Origin of the sequence: Paracoccus zeaxanthinifaciens ATCC 21588 (genome assembly GCF_000420145.1) — a bacterium.
Lineage (GTDB): Bacteria > Pseudomonadota > Alphaproteobacteria > Rhodobacterales > Rhodobacteraceae > Paracoccus > Paracoccus zeaxanthinifaciens.
The window spans coordinates 128,735-147,084 of record NZ_ATUJ01000003.1 but is presented as its reverse complement, the minus strand read 5'-3'; the positions used below and the strand labels follow the sequence as shown (position 1 = coordinate 147,084).

Sequence of the window (18,350 nt, the reverse complement as noted above, 5' to 3'; positions counted from 1 at the left end):
TGCGCTGGAAAGCCCCGGCGCATTCACCTTTGTTTTCGGATCGTTTCGAAGGAGGCATGAATGGCGGGAACGGTGGTCTTCGATCTGGACGGGACGCTGGCCGATACGTCGGGCGATCTGATCGCGGCGGCGAATGCGTGCTTTCGCGGGCGTGGCCTTGGCGATCTGCTGGATCCGGTGGCCGACGCGCTGATCGCGTTCCATGGCGGGCGCGCGATGCTGCGGGCCGGATATGCGCGCGCGCCGCAGGACGTGCTGATCCCCCCCGAGGCCGAGGACCAGGATTTCCACCGCCTGCTGGATCACTATGGCGCGGCCATCGCGGTGCACACGCGGCTCTATCCCGGGGTCGAGGCTGCGCTGGACCGGCTGGCGGCGGACGGGCACATCCTGTCGGTCTGCACCAACAAGCCCGCGGGCCTGGCCGAGGATCTGCTGCAAAGGCTGGGCATCCGCGACCGCTTCGCCGCGATGATCGGCGCGGACACGCTGCCGGTGCGCAAACCCGATCCGCGCCCCTACCAGGCGGCGGTCGAACAGGCGGGCGGCACCGTGGCGCGGTCCTTCCTGATCGGGGATACGGAAACCGACCGCAAGACGGCTGCCGCGGCGGGCGTGCGCGTGGCGCTGGTCAGCTTCGGCCCCGAGGGTGCTGCGATCGGCCGGCTGGCGCCCGATGCGATGCTGGACCATTTCGACGCGCTGCCGGGCCTGGCGCGCGACTGGCTGGCATAGGCAAGGGGGCCGCGGCCCCCTTGTCCATGTTTCAGGCGTCGTCCTTCTCGGCCTGATCCGCGGGGCTTGCGTTCAGGTGGCCATAGTTCTGGGCGCCGATCGTCTCGTACAGGCCCAGCTGGGTCTCGAGGAAGTCGATATGGCCTTCCTCGTCCTGGATCAGGTTCTCGAACAGGTTCTTGCTGACGTAATCGCCCACGCTCTCGCAATAATCCCGCGCCTCGATATAGAGGGTGCGGGCCTCGTGTTCGGCGGCAAGGTCGCTTTCCAGCGTTTCCTTCAGGTCCTGCCCGATGCGCAGCGGGTCCAGCTTCTGCAGGTTCGGATGCCCTTCGAGGAAGATGATTCGCTCGATCAGGCGATCGGCGTGGTGCATCTCCTCGATCGATTCCTCGCGCGATTTCTTCGCGATCTTGCCGAAGCCCCAGTCTTCCTGCAGGCGATAGTGGAGCCAGTACTGGCTGACCGCGGTCAGCTCAGACCGAAGCGCGGCGTTGAGATATTCGATGACCTTGGGGTCGCCCTTCATGGCTGCGTTCCTTGTAGCTGTCTGTTCCGGGCCGCAAAATCGGCGGCGCGACACCCAGCTTATCGCAGGCACGCATGGTGTCCAGAAACAGTGGCATGCAACCACCGCAATCGGCACGCTTGCCAAGGGCATGATAGATCTTGCCCGGCGTGATGATGGTCTGGGGATCGGCCTCGCGCATCCAGTCGATGGCTGCGCGGATGTCCCGGTCGGAAATCTGGGTGCAGTGACAGACGATCATGCGGGCTCCTTCCGCGCAATCTCTGACCAATTCCATCGGAAAAGTAAAGCCCGACTTCTTTGGTCGGTCATCAAGCCTTCTTGACGGAGGGCCGGGGCTGGCGCAGAAGCCCGCACATGAAGCTTTCGGATTTCGATTTCGACCTGCCCGAGGGGCTGATCGCGACGCGCCCCGCGCGCCCGCGCAGCCATGCGCGACTGCTGCTGGCGGAAGGTGACGCCATCGCGGACAGGCACGTCTTCGATCTGCCGCAGATCCTGCGCGCGGGCGACGTGCTGGTGCTGAACGACACCAAGGTCATTCCCGCGCGCCTGGCCGGCACGCGCACCCGCCAGACCCCGGAGGGCGAGGCCGTCGCGAAGATCGAGGTCACGCTGCTGGAGCCCGCATCCGAGGGCTGGCATGCACTGGCCAAGCCCCTGCGCAAGCTGCGCGAGGGCGAGGTGATCCGCTTCGGTCCCGACCTGTCGGCCACCGTCGCCCAGATCGCGGATGGCGGGTTGCGGCTGGTCTTCGACGCAGAGGGAGACGCCTTCGACCGGGCGCTGGCGCAGGTCGGCGCGATGCCGCTGCCGCCCTATATCGCGGCGCTGCGCGCGCCCGACGAACAGGACCACGACGATTACCAGACCGTCTGGGCCGAGAACCAGGGCGCCGTCGCGGCCCCCACCGCCAGCCTGCATTTCGACGCGCCCCTGCTGGAGGCGCTGCGCGAACGCGGGGTCGAGTTCGTGCATGTCACGCTGCATGTCGGTGCCGGGACCTTCCTGCCGGTCAAGGTCGATGACGTGACGACCCACCGCATGCATTCGGAATGGGGCCAGGTCACCCCTGATGCCGCCGCCCGCATCAATGCCGCCAAGGCGGAGGGTCGCCGCGTCATTCCCGTCGGCACCACGGCCCTGCGCCTGATCGAATCGGCCGCCGATCCGGCGCTCAACCCGGCTGCGGGCGATGCGCCCATCGCGCCCTTCGCGGGCAAGACCGACATCTTCATCTATCCGGGGCATGCCTTCCGCGTGGCCGACGCGCTGATGACGAATTTCCACCTGCCGAAATCGACGCTGCTGATGCTGGTTTCGGCGCTGATGGGGCAGGACCGGATCCGCGCGATCTACGACCATGCGGTCGCTTCACGCTATCGTTTCTTCAGCTATGGCGATGCGTCGCTTTTGATCCCCTAGGGTCGTTTAAAGGTCATGGCGGCTGTGTTATCGGCGCTAGGCGAAGCGTTCCGATTCCCCTGCTGACAAACGAGCCTGCCCATGACCTCCGTGCTGCGCACAACCTGGCCCCTTTTCCTGGGCATCCTGCTGCTGATGGTGGGCAACGGGATGCAGGGCACGCTGCTGGGCATCCGCGGCGGGATCGAGGGTATCCCGACCTTCCAGATGTCGCTGGTCATGGCCGGCTATTTCGGCGGCTTCCTTGTCGGCAGCCTGACCGTCCCCGGCCTGATCCAGAACGTGGGCCATGTGCGCGTCTTCGCGGCGCTCGGATCGCTGATTTCCGCCACGCTGATCCTGTTCCCGGTCGAGCCGCACTGGATCGCCTGGACCATCCTGCGCTTCCTGATCGGCTATTGCTTCTGCGGGGTGTACATCTCGGCCGAAAGCTGGCTGAACGCGGGTTCCACCAATGCCAATCGCGGGCAGGCGCTGTCGGCCTACATGATCGTGCAGCTGCTGGGCATCGTGGTCGCGCAATTGCTGCTGAACACGGCCGATCCCGCGGGCTTCCTGCTCTTCGTCATCCCCTCGGTTCTGGTTTCGCTGGCCTTCACGCCGATCCTGCTGTCGGCCAAGCCCGCACCCCAGTTCGAGACGATCAAGCGGATGAGCTTTGCCGAGCTGTATCGCGCATCGCCCCTGGGTTGCGTCGGCGTCTTCCTGATGGGGGGCGTGCTGGCCGTGCTGTCGGGCATGTCCTCGGTCTGGGGGGCGCAGGTCGGGCTGTCGGTGGCGCAGATCTCGCTGTTCGTGGCGGCAAGCTATGCGGGCGGGCTGGTGCTGCAATATCCCGTCGGCTGGATCTCGGACCGGACGGATCGCCGCCGCGTCGTGCTGATCATGGCGGCGGTCGGCAGCATTTGCGGGCTGGCCGTCATCGCCATCCAGCCGGGCACCCTGGGCCTCGTGATCGCGGGGGCGATCATGGGCGGGGCCGCGAACCCCATCTATGCATTGCTGCTGGCCTACACGAACGATTACCTCGACCAGTCGGACATGGCCTCGGCTTCCGCGGGCCTGATGTTCATCTATGGCGTGGGGTCGATGGCCGGACCGATCCTGACGGGTTGGCTGATGGGCGTCGTGGGGCCGGACGGGTTCTGGATCTACATGGGCGTGCTTCTGGCGCTTCTGACGGCCTATGCCGGGTGGCGGTCGACGCAGCGCGCCAGCCTCACGGTCGAGGAGCAGGGCAACTATGCCGTCATCGGCCCGAACGCCACGACGGTCATCGTCGAGGCGCTCATGGACGAGGCGCAGGATTCCACCGAGGAACAGCCCGAGGACGAGGTGCAGGAGGACCAGCCCGAGCTGGACGGCGAGGGGCTGGACCGCGACGCGCTGGAACCGTCCGAGCCCGCCGAGGACCAGGAACCCGACGCGGAACCCCGCCAGTCCTGACGATCGCCGCCGGGCCCGGAACAGGGCCCGGCTTGCTGCCACCCCCGAAATGATTTAACGCTGAACTAAATCTCAGTCAGCCGGGGGACATGATGGCCCAGAATTTCGACATGGTGGTGATCGGCGCCGGACCGGGCGGCTATGTCGCCGCGATCCGTGGCGCGCAGCTGGGCCTGAAGGTGGCCTGCATCGAACGAGAGCATCTGGGCGGGATCTGCCTGAACTGGGGCTGCATCCCGACCAAGGCGATGCTGCGGTCGTCCGAGGTGTTCCACCTGATGCATCGCGCCAAGGAATTCGGCCTGAAGGCCGACGGTATCGGCTATGACCTCGATGCCGTGGTCAAACGGTCGCGCGGCGTCGCCAAGCAGCTGTCGGGCGGGATCGGGCACCTGTTCAAGAAGAACAAGGTCACCACGATCATGGGCGAGGCGACCCTGGCCGGCAAGGGCAAGGTCACCGTCAAGACCGACAAGGGCACCGAGGAGATCACCGCGAAATCCATCGTGCTGGCCACCGGCGCGCGTGCGCGCGAGCTGCCGGGCCTCGAACCCGATGGCAAGCTGGTCTGGAACTACAAGCATGCGCTGCAGCCGCCGCACATGCCCAAGAAGCTGCTGGTCATCGGCTCGGGCGCGATCGGGATCGAATTCGCCAGCTTCTACAACACGCTCGGCGCCGACACGACCGTGGTCGAGGTCATGGACCGTGTCCTGCCGGTCGAGGATGCCGAGATCAGCGCCTTCGCCAAGAAGCAGTTCGTCAAGCAGGGCATGACGATCATGGAGAAGGCGACGGTCAAGAAGCTGGACCGCAAGGGCGACAAGGTCACCGCGCATATCGAGACCGGCGGCAAGACCCATACGATGGAGTTCGACACCGTCATCTCGGCCGTGGGCATCGTGGGCAATACCGAAGGCCTGGGCCTGGAAGAGGCCGGGATCAAGGTCGACCGCACCCATGTCGTGACGGACGAATACTGCCGCACCGGCGTCGAGGGCGTCTTTGCCATCGGCGATCTGGCGGGCGCGCCCTGGCTGGCGCACAAGGCCAGCCACGAGGGCGTGATGGTCGCGGAACTGATCGCGGGCGGCAAGCCGCATCCGATCAAGCCGGGCAGCATCGCGGGCTGCACCTATTGCCATCCGCAGGTCGCATCCGTCGGCATGACCGAGGCCAAGGCCAAGGAAGCGGGCTATGACATCAAGGTCGGCAAGTTCCCCTTCATCGGCAACGGCAAGGCCATTGCGCTCGGCGAACCCGAGGGGCTGGTCAAGACCATCTTCGACGGCAAGACGGGCGAGCTGCTGGGCGCGCACATGGTCGGCGCCGAGGTGACCGAGCTGATCCAGGGCTATGTCGTGGGTCGCCAGCTGGAGACCACCGAGGAGGACCTGATGGAGACCGTCTTCCCGCACCCGACCCTGTCCGAGATGATGCACGAATCCGTGCTGGACGCGTATGGGCGCGCGATCCACTTCTGATCGCCGCAGGGGGTGAATGCGAAACGGGGGCCGGTCGGCCCCCGTTTTCTTTTCAGGGCTTGGGCGTCAGCGTGGTGATGCCCGTGGCGGCCGCCCGCGCCAGTTCGGGGTCCAGCGACATGGTGACGTATTCGCCCCGGCGCCACAGGCCCGACAGGTCGTCGTAATGCCGCGACAGCGGATGGCCCGATTGCCCCGTCGAGGTCACGAAGACCGAGCTGTCGGGATCGGCCAGATCGAACACGCCCCGGAACCCCGCGCCGTCACGCGCCAGGAACGGATCGTCGCCGCGGCCCTTGGTCGCGGAACGTGCCACGGTGAAATCGCCGCCGGACACGGATTGGTTGATATTCACGATCCAGCCGAGCGCAGGCACCGCGCCGAGGCCCGGATGGATGTGCCGCGCCTGGTGCTGATCGCCCCAACGCCAGCTTTCGACATCGGGACCGAAACGCGCGGCAAGGTCCAGGATCGCGCGGTCCAGCGCCTGCCGGGCGATGGTGGTGCAATCCTCGGTGACGGCGCTTTGGACGATGTCGCACCAGCGCGACGCGCCCATGCGGTTGCGATAGACGGCATCGATGAAGTTCGGCTGGAGGCGGAACAGGTCGTCGGCCAGGGGACCGATCTCGTCCCGGATCAGGCGGTCCTGCAGCGCGGCCATCCATGCCGAATAGATCAGCGGCTCGGGCAGGTGCTCGCTCATGGAGCCGTCCCATTCGGCCAGCAGGGCAAGCGCGTCCTGGCGCTGGCGTTCGGGCGTGCCGGGGGCTGCGGGATCGTCGGTGAACCACAGGTCCGCGCCCACCAGCGGCAGCAGGGTGCGGGCGGCGGGGCTGACGATGTCCAGCTGCGCCGCGATGAAGCTGTCGCGCGAATGGATGTCGCGGTCCTGCAACAGGCGGGTCAGGCGGGTGTGGCGCATGGCCGAACGTCCCGGTTCCTCGGTGGCGATGCTGACGCCGTCGCGACCCTCGATGGGGTTGCGCGACAGGGCAAGGACGCCGCGCCATGCGGCCTGCGGCAGCCAGCCGGGGCTGGGCATCGCGCCTGCGGTCGGGTGATCCTCGGCCCGTTCGGGCATCGCGCCGGCCATAAGATGCGTCACGCCCTCCCGGTCGGCCAGCATCGCGTTCAGCGCGGGGGCGGTCATGTGGCCCAATGCCTCGGTCGCGGCGGCGACATCGGGGGCGCGCATCACGCCGATCAGGGCGGACATGCTGGCATCCTTGCGCGACAGGCCCGTCCAGCGCAGGGCGGGGACATGGCCGATGGGCGTCACGTCGCGCAGGCCGGGGGCAAGGCTGGGCACCACGGGGCCGTTCGCGGTTTCGCGCAGGGTGATGGTGCGCGGCGCATCGTCCAGCACGCGGATCGTCTCGGACCGGGTGTCGAACCCCGTCCAGCCGCCGATGCCGCGGTAGCGGTCGCTGTTGCCGGGCTGGACCTCCTCGATCGCGATATCCGCATCGTCGACCGCAGCGGGCGACAGCGACCAGGACAGCGAAGGGCTGCGGCCCGCGAAGATCACCGGCATGCCCGGAATCGTCGCGCCGATCACGCCGCCTTCCTGCAGCTGCAACCGCGCAAGATAATAGAGCGACGGCGCGGTCAGGCTGCTGTGCAGGTCGACCGCCAGCAGCGTGCCGTCCGCCGCCGTGCGGTCGGGCGCGGCGCCGAAGGCATTGCCGCCCAGCTGCGGGCCGGGCGCAAGATAGCCCATCGCCTCGGGGGTGTCCTGCGGGCCGGTGCGGCGTTCGGGAACGCCCAGGCGCGCGTTCGGGAACAGCGAGGCATAGGCCGGAAGGTCGGCAGGGATGCCCGGACGCGCCGCGATCTCGATCCCGTGCTCTGCATCGGCCAGCGACAGGCGGGCGCGCATGATCTCGTCGGTGGCGGCACCCGTCGCGCCTGCGGCCATCAGCTTGAGGATCGCGAGGGAATCGGTCGGCGTCCAATAGGTGATGACATCCGGGAACAGGAAGAATTCCGGCGCGCCGCGCCCCATCGCCCCGTCGTTCACGATGCCGATCCACTGGTTCACCCCGGCGGCATAGGCGTTCAGCGCCTCGCGGGTGGGCTGGTCCTGCGACGCCAGCGATGCCTGCGCGTTGCGATAGAGCCCGAGCCTGCGCGCAAGGTCGTCGGCGGACAGGGCCTGCGGGCCCATCACCTCGGCGAGGCGGCCTTGGGCTGCGCGGCGCAGCATCGTCATCTGGAACAGGCGATCCTGCGCGTGGGCAAGCCCCAGGGCGAAGAACACGTCGGCATCCGTCTTGCCGAAGATATGGGGCACGTTCTCGGTCGAGCGGACGATCTCGACCGGGGCGGATATCCCCTCGACCCGGTACGAGGCGTCGTAATCGGGCAGGGACCTGACGGCGAAATACCAGGTCAGAAGCGCAGCCACGACCGCAAGGACGATCAGGCCGACTGTCAGCCTCAGAAGCCAACGGAACACGGTAAGCATGCGGGGCGCGATCCTCGGATCTGGCACGGCCGGTGTCTCTTGACCCCGTCGCGCATGGGTGGTGGTGTGCTGCATAGGACAGCCGCGCGGGCATTTCAACGCAAGGCGACAGGCACTTATCCGACATGGGGGACGTATGGCTAAGACGGCATTTCTGGGATTGGGCGTGATGGGCTTTCCGATGGCGGGGCATCTGGCCGCCGCGGGACATGACGTGACCGTCTACAACCGCACGTCAGCCAAGGCCGAAGCCTGGGCGGGACAGCATGGCGGACGCCACGCCGCGACCCCGCGCGAGGCCGCGTCGGGCGCGGAATTCGTGATGGCCTGCGTGGGCAATGACGACGATCTGCGCGCGGTCTGCCTTGGTCCCGACGGTGCCTTTGCGGGCATGTCTGCGGGCAGCATCTTCGTCGATCACACCACGGTTTCCGCCGAGGTGACGCGCGAACTGGCCGCCGCCGCGCGCGAGGCCGGGATCGGCTATGTCGATGCGCCGGTGTCGGGCGGGCAGGCGGGCGCCGAGAACGGCCAGCTGTCGGTGATGTGCGGCGGCGATCAGCGCGAATACGACCGGGCCGAGCCGGTGATGGACGCCTATGCCAAGATCTGCCGCCGTCTGGGCGAGGTCGGCGCGGGCCAGATGACCAAGATGTGCAACCAGATCGCCATTGCGGGGCTGGTGCAGGCGCTGTCGGAATCGCTGAACTTCGCGCAGACGGCGGGCCTCGACGTTGAGAAGGTGGTCGAGGTGATCAGCCAGGGCGCCGCCGGAAGCTGGCAGATGCAGAACCGCCACCAGACCATGGCCAAGGGGGAATTCGATTTCGGCTTCGCGATCGACTGGATGCGCAAGGATCTGGGCATCTGCCTGAAGACCGGCGACGAGCTGGGCGCGCCCCTGCCGGTGACCGCGCTGGTCGATCAGTTCTACAAGGATGTCCAGCGCATGGGCGGCGGGCGTTGGGACACCTCGGCACTGATCGCGCGGCTGGCCGATCCGAAGGGCTGATGCTCAGGGGATGTCGGTCCACCAGACCGGCGCCCCGCGCAGCTTGCGCCATGCCTTCGCGGCCTTGGCGCGGGCGCGCTCCTCGGATCTGGTCGCACCCTTCGGCAGGTCGGCCCCCTTGGCGCGCATCGTCACCAGATCGTTCACGACACCAAGCGCGTCCTGCATCCTGGACATGCGCTTCTGCATGGGCGCGGCGTCCTTGTCGAACAGCCGCCCGAAGAACTCCGACAAGTAACGCATGTCCTTGGACCGCTTGCGGAAGTCGTGCAGTTCCTCGGGGTCCAGCCGGTCGAGGTCCGGCCCGAATGCCAGAAGCTCGGTCCAGGCGACCTGAAGCGCCCGCGAGGCGATGACCGGCAGCGGCGCATCGGCCAGCCTGCGCCGCGCATCGCCGCGGATCGCGCGGATGCGGTCGTGCAGCACGCGCTCGACCTCTATCCGCAGGGACAGCTCCTGCGTATCGCGCAGCTGGTCGCGCAATTCGCCGCGCAGGCGTGCGGCATCCGCGCGTGCATCGTCGGTGCCAAGCGCCTCGGCCTGCACATCGGCGTCGCGCAGCGGCCCAAGCTGCTGCCCGCGTGCCTTGAGGATGCGGGCAAGCTGCTTCTGCGCATCCCTTGACAGCATGTCCCGGAACCCCCGGACAAGCGCGCGCATCCGGCGCAGCGCGACACGCGCCTGGTGCACGGATTCGGGGTCGTCGGATGTCAGGATGTCCGCGCGGTGACGGTCGTGCAGGGCTGCGTTCTCTCGCAGCAGGCGGCGAAAGCCGTCCAATGCGTTGGTATCCGTGGCAAGCCCTGCCGATTTAGCCATTTTCGCGGCCTTGCTGCCCATCTGGTCCCCTCCGGTCTGGTGGCCCCAGCCTAGCAACAGGGGGCGGGCATGGGCCAGCGCCTTCAGTCGCGCGATTGCGCGCAGGCCAGCACGAACAGGCGCAGCGCGGTGGCAAGGCCCACCTCGGGGGGGCGGGCGTGGTCGATCTGCCCGATCAGCAGGGCGCGGGTCGTGCCCCTAGCGCGGGCCTCGGCCTGCAGTGCCTGCCAGAACGCATCCTCCAGCGAGACCGAGGTACGATGCCCGTCGATCGTGACCGAGCGTTTGGCGGGCGCTGCAAGGGGCGGCAGGTCAATCATCCGCGCAGTCATCCTTGCGATGCGCGTCCCAAAGGCTGCGGATGCGGGTCTCTTCGGCCTCGCGGGCATCGCGCAGGTGCTTGGGTTCGCCAAAGCGGGCGGCGTTGCGGTCGCCCTCGGCGCGTTTGGCGTCGCGGTCGCGGGATTTGCGGGCCTGTCGCAGGTTGATGATGCGGGTCATGGGGTCCGGAATGGGAAAGGGGCGCGCCAAGCATAGCGCGCCCCGGTGGTCCATCGTCAAGTGGCCCGTCATGGGCCGGTCGGGATCAGCCCTTGGGGCCGATCATGTCCTCGGGGCGGACGATGCGGTCGAAGGTCTCGCCATCGACGAAGCCCAGTGCGATCGCCTCTTCGCGCAGGGTCGTGCCGTTCTTGTGCGCGGTCTTGGCGACCTTGGTGGCGTTGTCATAGCCGATGGTGGGGGCCAGCGCCGTGACCAGCATCAGCGATTCCTTCATCAGCTTCTCGATGCGTTCGACATTGGCGGTGGTGCCCACGACCATGTTGTCGGTGAAGCTGCTGGCCGCGTCGCCCAGAAGCTGCATCGACTGCAGCACGTTGTAGGACATCATCGGGTTGTAGACGTTCAGTTCGAAATGGCCCTGCGATCCGGCAAAGCCGACGGCGGCGTCGTTGCCCATGACATGCGCGCAGACCATGGTCAGCGCCTCGGCCTGGGTGGGGTTCACCTTGCCCGGCATGATGCTGCTGCCCGGCTCGTTTTCCGGCAGGATCAGCTCGCCCAGGCCCGAACGCGGGCCGGAACCCAGAAGGCGCATGTCGTTGGCGATCTTGAACAGCGAGGCCGCGACCGTCTTGAGCGCGCCCGAGAACATGACCATCGCGTCATGGGCGGCCAGCGCCTCAAACTTGTTGGGGGCGGTGACGAAGGGCAGGTCGGTGATCTTGGCGATCTCGGCCGCGATGGCCGTGTCCCAGCCCTTCTTGGTGTTCAGGCCGGTGCCGACGGCGGTGCCGCCCTGCGCCAGTTCGTAAATGTCGGGCAGGCAGGCCTTCACCCGCTCGATCCCCTTGCGGACCTGGTGGGCATAGCCGCCGAATTCCTGGCCAAGCGTCAGCGGCGTCGCATCCTGCGTATGGGTGCGGCCGATCTTGATGATGTCCTTGAACTCGTCCGACTTGGCCTCCAGCGCGGATGCCAGCTTGTCCAGGCCCGGCAGCAGCACGTCGCGCGCCTGCATGGCGATGGCCACATGCATCGCGGTCGGGAAGGTGTCGTTCGAGGATTGCCCCATGTTGCAGTGATCGTTGGGGTGGACGGGCTTCTTGCTGCCCTTCTCGCCGCCCATGATCTCGATCGCGCGGTTCGAGATCACCTCGTTGGCGTTCATGTTCGACTGCGTGCCCGAACCCGTCTGCCAGACGACCAGCGGGAAGTTGTCGTCGAACTTGCCCTCGAAGACCTCGGTCGCGGCCTGTTCCATGGCGGCTGCCAGATCGGCGGCCAGATCGCCATTGTCGCGGTTCACGCGGGCGGCGGCCAGCTTGATCGCGCCAAGCGCACGGATCATCGGGACGGGCTGGCGTTCCCAGCCGATGGGGAAGTTCATGATGGAACGCTGCGTCTGCGCGCCCCAGTATTTCGAGGCGTCAACCTCCAGCGGGCCGAAGCTGTCGGTCTCGGTGCGGGTATCGGTCATGCGAAGGCTCCCTTGGCGTTTCGCGGGGGTTTTACCCGCGCGGGATCGGCAGCGCAATTCGTATGCGATTGCATGCCGGATGATAGCGCCAGCAGATCAGTCTTGAAGCGCCTCGATCGCGGCCAGCAGCGTGGCCATCGCGTCATCGGGCAGGGGGCGCAGCGGCGCGGGCGGGCGGCTGGGCGTCAGCCCCATCGGGCCCGAGGCCGCGTGGCAGGTGCGAAATCCCCCGAAGCGGCGGAACAGGTCCCAGATCGGTTCGAACCGGCGGTCCAGTTCGGCGACGCGCGCCCGGTCGCCCGCCTGCGCGGCGCGCGCCAGTTCCAGCGTCTGCGCGGGCCACATGCCGCCCGCGACGCTGTACCAGGTATCGGCCCCCGCCAGCAGTGCCGCCGGACAGCCCCAATCCGCGCTGTAGCCTATGAGGAAACCTTCGGGCATGGCGGCGCGCAGGGCCGCAACCTCGGACGCGTCGCCCAGCAAGGGCATCTTGACCGCCGTGACGGTCGGGATGGTCGCCAGCCGCGCCAGCAGCGCCGTCGAGAAGGTGAAATGCGTGGTCGAGGGGTTGTTGTAGATGCAGATCGGCAGGTCCGAGGCATCCGCCACGCGGGCGAACAGGTCGAACACCTCGTCCTCGAACAGGGGGGCATAGGACATGGGCGCCAGCAGCAGGCCCGCCGCACCGCTGTCCGCCGCGTGACGCGCCAGCCGCGCGGCCATGTCGGCCCGCAATGCGCCGATGCCGGCGATCACGGGAATGCGGTCACCCGCGGCGTCCAGCGCCTCGGTCAGCACGTCCTTGCGCTGCGCCTCGGTCAGATAGGCATATCCGCCGGTCGATCCCAGCACGCCCGCGCTGTCCAGCCCCGCATCCGCCATGCGGCGGATCAGGGGCGCGACGGCACCGGGGACGGGATCGCCATCGGGGTCGGTCGGCGTGATCGGAAACCCGCTGAGACCCCGCATCGACATCACTTGCGCCAGCGGTCCAGGCGCACGACCTCTCCGCCGCCCGAAGGGGGCGTGTCGTCGCCGTCATCCTCGGCGTCCAGCTCGAACTCGGCGTCCTCTTCCTCGTCCTCCTCGTCGTCGTCATCGTCCTGCGTCTCGAATCGCAGGCCGAACTCGACCGAGGGGTCCACGAAGGTGCGCAGCGCGTCGAAGGGGATGACCAACGGCTCGGGCTGGTTGCCGAAGTTCAGCGTGATGGTGAAATGATCGTCCTCGATCACGAGGTTGTCGAACCAGTGCTGGATGACGATCGTCATTTCCTCGGGATAGCGCTGGCGCAGCCAGTCGGCCATCTCGACGCCCTCGTCGCGGGTGTCGAAGGTGATGAAGAAGTGGTGGTCGCCTGGCAGCCCCTCATCCGCGATCTTGCGCAGCACCTCGGCGATCAAACCCTGCATCGCCCGATGCATCATTCCGCCATAATCGATCCCAGCACGGGCCATTCCGTCACCTTTCGTTCCTTGCCCCCAAGCATAGGGATATGGCGGGGGATGAAAAGGGGGCCACGGGCCGAATTCGACCGGTTCGCGAGAGAGGGGGAAAAGGTGCAGGATTCTGTTGCAAGGCTCCTGCGGGCCCCGCCTTACGCGGCTAAGCGCAAGGAGTTAGGTTTCGGTTACCCGAGCTGCTTACGCAGCCAGAGCGACCGGAGCACGGTTGTCGTTGGCAACTGTACAATTCGCACCGATAACGGTGGTAGCTCACCGGGACAAAGCAAACACCTTTAGACGTTCGTCGATCCTGTTTCGGCCCCATGGTCCCCCAACGAGGGTATCTGGTGGAGCCGCCGGGTACCGCCCCCGGGTCCGATCCGCTTATTACGTGCGCGTTTATGTCCATAGTCCGGGTAGCCCCGAACAGGATTACACATAAGCGTCGCAGTTCCGGGCCGCAAGGGGATCACGCGAAAAGGGCGCCCCGAGGGACGCCCTTCGAAAAATCGTTTCGGCCGTGGATCAGGCGGCCTTGCGGATGAACTGGTCGTTGCCTTCGACCAGCGCGCCATGCAGGGCCTTGATCGCGGGCTTCAGCATGTCGCGTTCCACAATGTACTGGACCTCGACGGGGCGGGGCCCCTGGGTCGCGCCGATCGCCTCCAGCCCGTTGTCGGCCAGCGCCGCCAGACCGCGCGACAGGACCGCGAGGCCCGTCAGGTCGCGCCCGACCGCCGCCGCCATCGCCACCGCGCGAGAGGTCACCTGCGCCGAAGGATAACGCTCGGCCAGGTCCTTCTCGACCCGGCGCAGCACCTTCAGGCTGGTATCGACGTAATGCGTGATCGTGTTCGCATTCGAAACCTTGCTGACGATGCGCACCTTGTGACGCGTCAGCGCCTCGAGGATCGCCGCGTCATAGCCCTTGGCACCGACCATGTCCTGCTCGAACAGCTCAAGCGCGAACAGGTCGAGGCCGGTGACGATCTCGACAGCCGCTTCCTCGGCGGGCTGATCGTCGATCAGCGTGCCGGGGTCGTGCGGCTCGAACGCGTTGGTGACGCGCAGCGAGACGCCGGACTGGCGCAGCGTCTTGGCGGCCTTGGGGTGGATCGCCTCCATCCCCAGGTTCGACAGCTGGTCGGCCACGTCGTAATTCGTGCGGCCCAGCTTGCGGACGGCTTCGTGCCCGACAAGGTTCGGATCCGCCGAGGACAGGTGGAATTCCTTGTGGATGATCGCTTCCCGCGCGCCGGTCAGTGCAGCCAGCTTCGAGAAGGTCACCTCGGAATAGCCCCGGTCGAACTCGCGCATCAGCCCCTCGCGGCACTGGGCATAGCCCGTGACGATGGGCATCTCGGATGCGGGATCCACGCCTTCCATCGCGCCGGTGATGCGTTCCTCGAGGCTGACCTCGCCCTCGTCGCGCCAACCCGACAGGTCGACGAAACGGGCGGTGACGCCCGCGCGCTGCAGCATCAGCGTGGTGACGAAGGCGGAATGCGCCTCGCCCAGGCCCGACAGCAGTTCGCGCGTCTGCAGCATGTGTTCCGACAGGCGGAAATGGCCATAGGAGCACAGGCGCTGCAGGTCGATCAGGCAGTTCTTCGCGCCGACCAGGCGATCGCGCACGAAGGCATCCGCACGCTCGATATCGCCGGGATGGTCGAGGACGTTGCGATGGGCAGCGATCATCGCATCGCTGGCGCGATCCAATGCCGCCATCCAGGCGTGGTCGTCCTCGCCCGCCGCAAAGGCGGCATAGACACCGGGTTCGCCCGACTTCTTGTGTTCAAGAAGCAGGTTCGTGATGCCGCCGAAGGCCGACACCACGAAGACGCGGTTGTACAGGTCGTCGCCCGTGCGGTCCCCGATCAGCAGCGTGTCGCGCAGCTCGTGCACGCGCGACATGGACGTGCCGCCGATCTTTTCGACCGTGTGACTGGCACTACCCATGGCTTATGCCGACTCCTCGGCGGGGGCATAGCTGCCGTCCTCGCGGTGGACCTCGGTCCCCGTGACGGGCGGGTTGAAGCAGCATGCCATCACCAGCGTCTCTTCGGCGCGCAGGGTGTGGTGGTCGTGCAGGTTCAGCGCATACATGACGCCGGGCGTGATCTCATGCGTCTCGCCGGTGGCCAGATCGGTGATCGAGCCCTTGCCCTGCATGCAATACACGCTCTCGAAGTGGTGCTTGTAGTGGAATGTGTGTTCCGAGCCCGCTTCCAGCGTGGTGATGTGGAACGAGAACCCCATCCCGTCATCGGCCAGCAGCATGCGGACCGAGTTCCACTGGGCGTCGGACACCGAACGGTCGGTGCCCTTGAGTTTGTTGAAATCGCGTACAATCATGATTTTTCTCCCGCTTTGCGGTCTTACTTCAGCACGTCGCGTGCAGCGTTCAGAAGAATGTCGAAGCCCTTCTCGAAGGTCGCGACCGGCGTCGTCAGCGGCGCCAGCACCTTGACCACCTGGTCCTCGTTCCCCGAGGTCTCGATGATCAGGCCGTCCTTGAAGGCGCGCTTGCAGATCGCCTCGGCCAGTTCGCCCGTGCCGACATCGACGCCGCGCATCAGGCCACGGCCCTTGAGGTAGGCGCCGGGGATCATGTCGGCCAGCTGCGTCAGGCGCTTCTCGATCAGGGCGGCCTTGTCGGCCAGCTCGGCCTCGAATGCCTTGTCCGACCAGAACTTCTCGATCGCGACGCGGGCCGTGACGAAAGCGTGGTTGTTGCCGCGGAACGTGCCGTTGTGTTCGGCGGGGCCGAAGACGTCATGTTCGGGACGCACCAGCACCATCGCCAGCGGCAGGCCGAAGCCCGAGATGGATTTCGCCAGCGGCACGATGTCGGGCATCACGCCGATCTCCTCGAACGAGAAGAACTTGCCGCTGCGGCCGCAACCGGCCTGGATGTCGTCGATGATCAGCAGCGCGCCGTGGCGCTTGGCGATGTCGGCGACGGCGCGGACGAACTCGGCCGACGCGGCGTTCAGCCCGCCCTCGCCCTGGATCAGCTCCAGCATGATCGCTGCAGGCGCGTCGATCCCGCCCGAGCTGTCGCTCAGCATCTGGTCCAGCAGCGCGGCGCTGTCCACGCCATCGGCATAGCTGTCGAAGGGCATGCGCGTCACGCCATGCGTGTCCATACCTGCACCGCCGCGGTGATAGCCGTTACCGGTCGCGGCCAGCGCGCCCATGGTCACGCCGTGGAAGCCGTTGGTGAAGGTCACGATATTCGTGCGACCGGTCACCTTGCGGGCGATCTTCATCGACGCCTCGACGGCATTTGCACCGGTCGGGCCGGTGAACATGACGCGATGGTCCATGCCGCGCGGCTTCAGGATGTTCGCCTCGAAGGCTTCGAGGAAGCCTGCCTTTGCATCGGTATGCAGGTCCAGGCCATGCGCCACGCCATTGCCGGCGATATGGTCGATCAGCGCCGCCTTCATGTCGGGGTCGTTATGGCCATAGTTCAGCGAGGAACAGCCGGCGAGGAAGTCGATATACTCGTTCCCCTCGCTGTCGCTCATGATGGAGCCCTGGGCCCCGGTGAACATGGCGGGGATGCCACGGCAATACGAGCGGGCCTCGCTCTCGCGGCGTTCGAAGATCTCGGTCGAATTCTGGATGGCGTTCATGTCTTTGGGCATGACAGCTCCTTTCGCACTTTGTGCGTCAAAGTAATTTCAGCGCGGACGGGTGGTCTCAGGCGGCCTTGGCGGTCGCTTGGCAGGGCAGGGTGATGGTCACCATGTGCTCTGTCGCGTGGCGCCCGTCGAAATGGTCGTCGCGCGTGTAATGCGGGTCGTCGCTCAGCTTGCCGCCGATGTCGCGGGCAAAGCTGCGGAACAGCGCCCAGGAGGCGTCGTTGTCCCGCGTGATGGTGGTGTTCAGGACTTCCGCGTCCACCGTCTCCTCACGGTCGATCAGGTCGCCCAGCATCTTCTTGGCCAGACCCAGCCCGCGAGCCTTGGGGCTGACGGCGACCTGCCAGATGAACAGCGCGTCCTCGTTCGGGATCATGTGACCCGAGATCCAGCCGAGGATCTCTCCGTCGATCTCGGCCACGACGCAGGTGTCGCGGAAATGTTCGGCCTGCACCAGGTTGCAGTACATCGAGTTCTCGTCCAGCGGCTTGCAGGCGCGCACAAGCTCCCAGATGGCCGACCCATCGGTCGGTTCGGGCTTGCGCAGCACCAGCTGCTGGCTTCGGTCAATGTCCTGCACATCCTTGGGCATAGGCTTCTCGTCCTCAGTTGCTTCGGCATACTAAATAGTTAAAGCACCCTTTGGTTGCAACAGAATCGACTGAATTCGCTGGATTTCTTCCTAAGGGGTTAATCGCAAACGGTTTATTGTTTGCCTTTTGACGTGGCAGTCCCGCGAATATCTTAGTCAAGCAAAATATTCGGACAACGCAGTTCCCCGTTGGCAAGGTTCCGCCGCAATGGCATATTCGGAATATGAACCAGAATGTCGTCGATCCGCGTACCGACGCGGCACTCATCGCCTTGCGCCGGATCCTCCGCGCGACGGAACAATACGAACGGGATCTTGCGCAGTCCGTGCGCCTGACCCCGGCCAAGCTGCGCGTGCTGCAGATCCTCGGCGGGGCCGAGGGGCGAAGCGCCACGCCCACGCGGCTGGCGGGGCGGATGGGCGTCAGCCAGGCGACGGTGACGGCCCTTGTCGATCAGCTGGACAAGCTGGGCTATACGCGCCGCGAAAGGTCCAGCGCCGACCGGCGGCAGCTGAACGTCATCCTGACCGAGGCCGGGGCCGAGGCGCTGTCCAGCGCGCCCGATGCGCTGCAGCAGAACTTCGTCCGCGGCTTCCGCTCGATGGAGGATTGGGAGCAGTCGATGCTGGTCGCATCGCTGGAACGCGTCGCCTCGATGCTGAACGCGCAGGGGCTGGACGCATCGCCCGTCCTGACATTGGGGGAAATCGGCCGCCCGCGCGGCTGATCCTTCGACAATCGATGCAGAAAGGGGGGCCGCA

19 protein-coding genes and 1 other RNA gene are annotated in these 18,350 nt (G+C 66.6%); 6 read left to right on the top strand and 14 right to left on the bottom strand.

What is annotated here, in order from left to right:
* The first annotated feature begins 60 nt into the window (after positions 1–60).
* Entirely contained in the window at positions 61–735 is a 675-nt protein-coding gene (locus F804_RS0104025) for an HAD-IA family hydrolase (protein ID WP_022706465.1), read from the top strand.
* 31 nt (positions 736–766) lie between these two features.
* Here F804_RS0104025 and bfr read toward each other — a convergent pair whose 3' ends face one another.
* Positions 767–1,264, bottom strand: a complete 498-nt coding sequence (gene bfr, locus F804_RS0104020) for a bacterioferritin (RefSeq protein WP_022706464.1) — start codon at positions 1,262–1,264, stop codon at positions 767–769.
* Positions 1,212–1,505 carry a (2Fe-2S)-binding protein gene (locus F804_RS17105; RefSeq protein ID WP_084686448.1) on the bottom strand — a complete coding sequence of 98 codons (294 nt, stop codon included), beginning with the start codon at positions 1,503–1,505 and terminating at the stop codon, positions 1,212–1,214. Before F804_RS17105 ends, bfr begins: the two co-directional genes overlap by 53 nt.
* A gap of 116 nt (positions 1,506–1,621) precedes the next feature.
* Here F804_RS17105 and queA point away from each other — a divergent pair, with 116 nt between their 5' ends.
* From queA to lpdA, 3 genes are all read left to right on the top strand, one after another.
* Positions 1,622–2,689, top strand: a complete 1,068-nt coding sequence (queA, locus tag F804_RS0104010) for a tRNA preQ1(34) S-adenosylmethionine ribosyltransferase-isomerase QueA (RefSeq protein ID WP_022706462.1) — start codon at positions 1,622–1,624, stop codon at positions 2,687–2,689.
* Between the two features lie 81 nt (positions 2,690–2,770).
* Entirely contained in the window at positions 2,771–4,135 is a 1,365-nt protein-coding gene (locus tag F804_RS15585; RefSeq protein ID WP_022706461.1) for an MFS transporter, read from the top strand.
* An 89-nt stretch (positions 4,136–4,224) separates the two neighbouring features.
* Positions 4,225–5,619, top strand: a complete 1,395-nt coding sequence (lpdA, locus tag F804_RS0104000) for a dihydrolipoyl dehydrogenase (protein WP_028725594.1) — start codon at positions 4,225–4,227, stop codon at positions 5,617–5,619.
* A 52-nt stretch (positions 5,620–5,671) separates the two neighbouring features.
* Here lpdA and F804_RS0103995 read toward each other — a convergent pair whose 3' ends face one another.
* The gene (locus F804_RS0103995; protein ID WP_022706459.1) at positions 5,672–8,089 is read right to left on the bottom strand and encodes a penicillin acylase family protein; all 2,418 of its coding nucleotides are present in this window, start codon (positions 8,087–8,089) and stop codon (positions 5,672–5,674) included.
* Between the two features lie 136 nt (positions 8,090–8,225).
* Here F804_RS0103995 and F804_RS0103990 point away from each other — a divergent pair, with 136 nt between their 5' ends.
* Complete coding sequence (locus tag F804_RS0103990; protein WP_022706458.1) at positions 8,226–9,101, top strand: NAD(P)-dependent oxidoreductase; 876 nt, start codon at positions 8,226–8,228, stop codon at positions 9,099–9,101.
* A gap of 3 nt (positions 9,102–9,104) precedes the next feature.
* Here the strand turns inward: F804_RS0103990 and F804_RS16850 are convergent, their stop codons facing one another.
* The 11 genes from F804_RS16850 to ectA form a co-directional block, all read right to left on the bottom strand.
* Positions 9,105–9,920, bottom strand: a complete 816-nt coding sequence (locus F804_RS16850; RefSeq protein WP_169447677.1) for a CHAD domain-containing protein — start codon at positions 9,918–9,920, stop codon at positions 9,105–9,107.
* A gap of 83 nt (positions 9,921–10,003) precedes the next feature.
* Positions 10,004–10,240, bottom strand: coding sequence for a ribbon-helix-helix domain-containing protein (locus tag F804_RS0103980; RefSeq protein ID WP_022706456.1), 237 nt, complete (start codon positions 10,238–10,240; stop codon positions 10,004–10,006).
* A complete protein-coding gene (locus F804_RS0103975) occupies positions 10,233–10,421 on the bottom strand; it encodes a DUF4169 family protein (protein ID WP_028725592.1) in 189 nt (62 codons plus the stop codon). Before F804_RS0103975 ends, F804_RS0103980 begins: the two co-directional genes overlap by 8 nt.
* Positions 10,422–10,506: 85 nt before the next feature.
* Positions 10,507–11,901 carry a class II fumarate hydratase gene (gene fumC, locus F804_RS0103970; RefSeq protein ID WP_022706454.1) on the bottom strand — a complete coding sequence of 465 codons (1,395 nt, stop codon included), beginning with the start codon at positions 11,899–11,901 and terminating at the stop codon, positions 10,507–10,509.
* Between the two features lie 96 nt (positions 11,902–11,997).
* Positions 11,998–12,870: a dihydrodipicolinate synthase family protein gene (locus F804_RS0103965; RefSeq protein WP_245540309.1), complete on the bottom strand. Its 873-nt coding sequence runs from the start codon at positions 12,868–12,870 to the stop codon at positions 11,998–12,000.
* A 5-nt stretch (positions 12,871–12,875) separates the two neighbouring features.
* On the bottom strand, positions 12,876–13,358 hold the full coding sequence (locus F804_RS0103960; protein WP_022706452.1) for an SspB family protein: 483 nt from the start codon (positions 13,356–13,358) through the stop codon (positions 12,876–12,878).
* 101 nt (positions 13,359–13,459) lie between these two features.
* Positions 13,460–13,814: a transfer-messenger RNA gene (ssrA, locus tag F804_RS17100) on the bottom strand.
* Positions 13,815–13,871: 57 nt separating this feature from the next.
* On the bottom strand, positions 13,872–15,305 hold the full coding sequence (locus F804_RS0103955; protein ID WP_040595681.1) for an aspartate kinase: 1,434 nt from the start codon (positions 15,303–15,305) through the stop codon (positions 13,872–13,874).
* Between the two features lie 3 nt (positions 15,306–15,308).
* The gene (locus F804_RS0103950) at positions 15,309–15,701 is read right to left on the bottom strand and encodes an ectoine synthase (protein ID WP_022706450.1); all 393 of its coding nucleotides are present in this window, start codon (positions 15,699–15,701) and stop codon (positions 15,309–15,311) included.
* A 23-nt stretch (positions 15,702–15,724) separates the two neighbouring features.
* Complete coding sequence (ectB, locus tag F804_RS0103945) at positions 15,725–16,999, bottom strand: diaminobutyrate--2-oxoglutarate transaminase (RefSeq protein WP_022706449.1); 1,275 nt, start codon at positions 16,997–16,999, stop codon at positions 15,725–15,727.
* 55 nt (positions 17,000–17,054) lie between these two features.
* Positions 17,055–17,588 (bottom strand): diaminobutyrate acetyltransferase, encoded by a 534-nt coding sequence (gene ectA / locus F804_RS0103940; protein ID WP_022706448.1) that lies wholly within the window; start codon positions 17,586–17,588, stop codon positions 17,055–17,057.
* Positions 17,589–17,812: 224 nt separating this feature from the next.
* On the opposite strand from ectA, the gene F804_RS0103935 reads away from it, so the two are divergent.
* Positions 17,813–18,316, top strand: coding sequence for a MarR family winged helix-turn-helix transcriptional regulator (locus F804_RS0103935; protein ID WP_022706447.1), 504 nt, complete (start codon positions 17,813–17,815; stop codon positions 18,314–18,316).
* Positions 18,317–18,350 lie beyond the last annotated feature (34 nt).

Coding starts and splice junctions, on each gene's coding strand:
- F804_RS0103955 (WP_040595681.1), bottom strand. CDS start 15,305: ATGGGTAGTGCCAGTCACACGGTCGAAAAGATCGGCGGCACGTCCATG.
- ectA (WP_022706448.1), bottom strand. CDS start 17,588: ATGCCCAAGGATGTGCAGGACATTGACCGAAGCCAGCAGCTGGTGCTG.
- lpdA (WP_028725594.1), top strand. CDS start 4,225: ATGATGGCCCAGAATTTCGACATGGTGGTGATCGGCGCCGGACCGGGC.
- F804_RS0104025 (WP_022706465.1), top strand. CDS start 61: ATGGCGGGAACGGTGGTCTTCGATCTGGACGGGACGCTGGCCGATACG.
- F804_RS0103980 (WP_022706456.1), bottom strand. CDS start 10,240: ATGATTGACCTGCCGCCCCTTGCAGCGCCCGCCAAACGCTCGGTCACG.
- ectB (WP_022706449.1), bottom strand. CDS start 16,999: ATGCCCAAAGACATGAACGCCATCCAGAATTCGACCGAGATCTTCGAA.
- F804_RS0103965 (WP_245540309.1), bottom strand. CDS start 12,870: ATGCGGGGTCTCAGCGGGTTTCCGATCACGCCGACCGACCCCGATGGC.
- F804_RS0103950 (WP_022706450.1), bottom strand. CDS start 15,701: ATGATTGTACGCGATTTCAACAAACTCAAGGGCACCGACCGTTCGGTG.
- F804_RS0103960 (WP_022706452.1), bottom strand. CDS start 13,358: ATGGCCCGTGCTGGGATCGATTATGGCGGAATGATGCATCGGGCGATG.
- F804_RS0103990 (WP_022706458.1), top strand. CDS start 8,226: ATGGCTAAGACGGCATTTCTGGGATTGGGCGTGATGGGCTTTCCGATG.
- F804_RS16850 (WP_169447677.1), bottom strand. CDS start 9,920: ATGGCTAAATCGGCAGGGCTTGCCACGGATACCAACGCATTGGACGGC.
- F804_RS0103935 (WP_022706447.1), top strand. CDS start 17,813: ATGAACCAGAATGTCGTCGATCCGCGTACCGACGCGGCACTCATCGCC.
- F804_RS17105 (WP_084686448.1), bottom strand. CDS start 1,505: ATGATCGTCTGTCACTGCACCCAGATTTCCGACCGGGACATCCGCGCA.
- F804_RS0103975 (WP_028725592.1), bottom strand. CDS start 10,421: ATGACCCGCATCATCAACCTGCGACAGGCCCGCAAATCCCGCGACCGC.
- F804_RS15585 (WP_022706461.1), top strand. CDS start 2,771: ATGACCTCCGTGCTGCGCACAACCTGGCCCCTTTTCCTGGGCATCCTG.
- bfr (WP_022706464.1), bottom strand. CDS start 1,264: ATGAAGGGCGACCCCAAGGTCATCGAATATCTCAACGCCGCGCTTCGG.
- queA (WP_022706462.1), top strand. CDS start 1,622: ATGAAGCTTTCGGATTTCGATTTCGACCTGCCCGAGGGGCTGATCGCG.
- fumC (WP_022706454.1), bottom strand. CDS start 11,901: ATGACCGATACCCGCACCGAGACCGACAGCTTCGGCCCGCTGGAGGTT.
- F804_RS0103995 (WP_022706459.1), bottom strand. CDS start 8,089: ATGCTTACCGTGTTCCGTTGGCTTCTGAGGCTGACAGTCGGCCTGATC.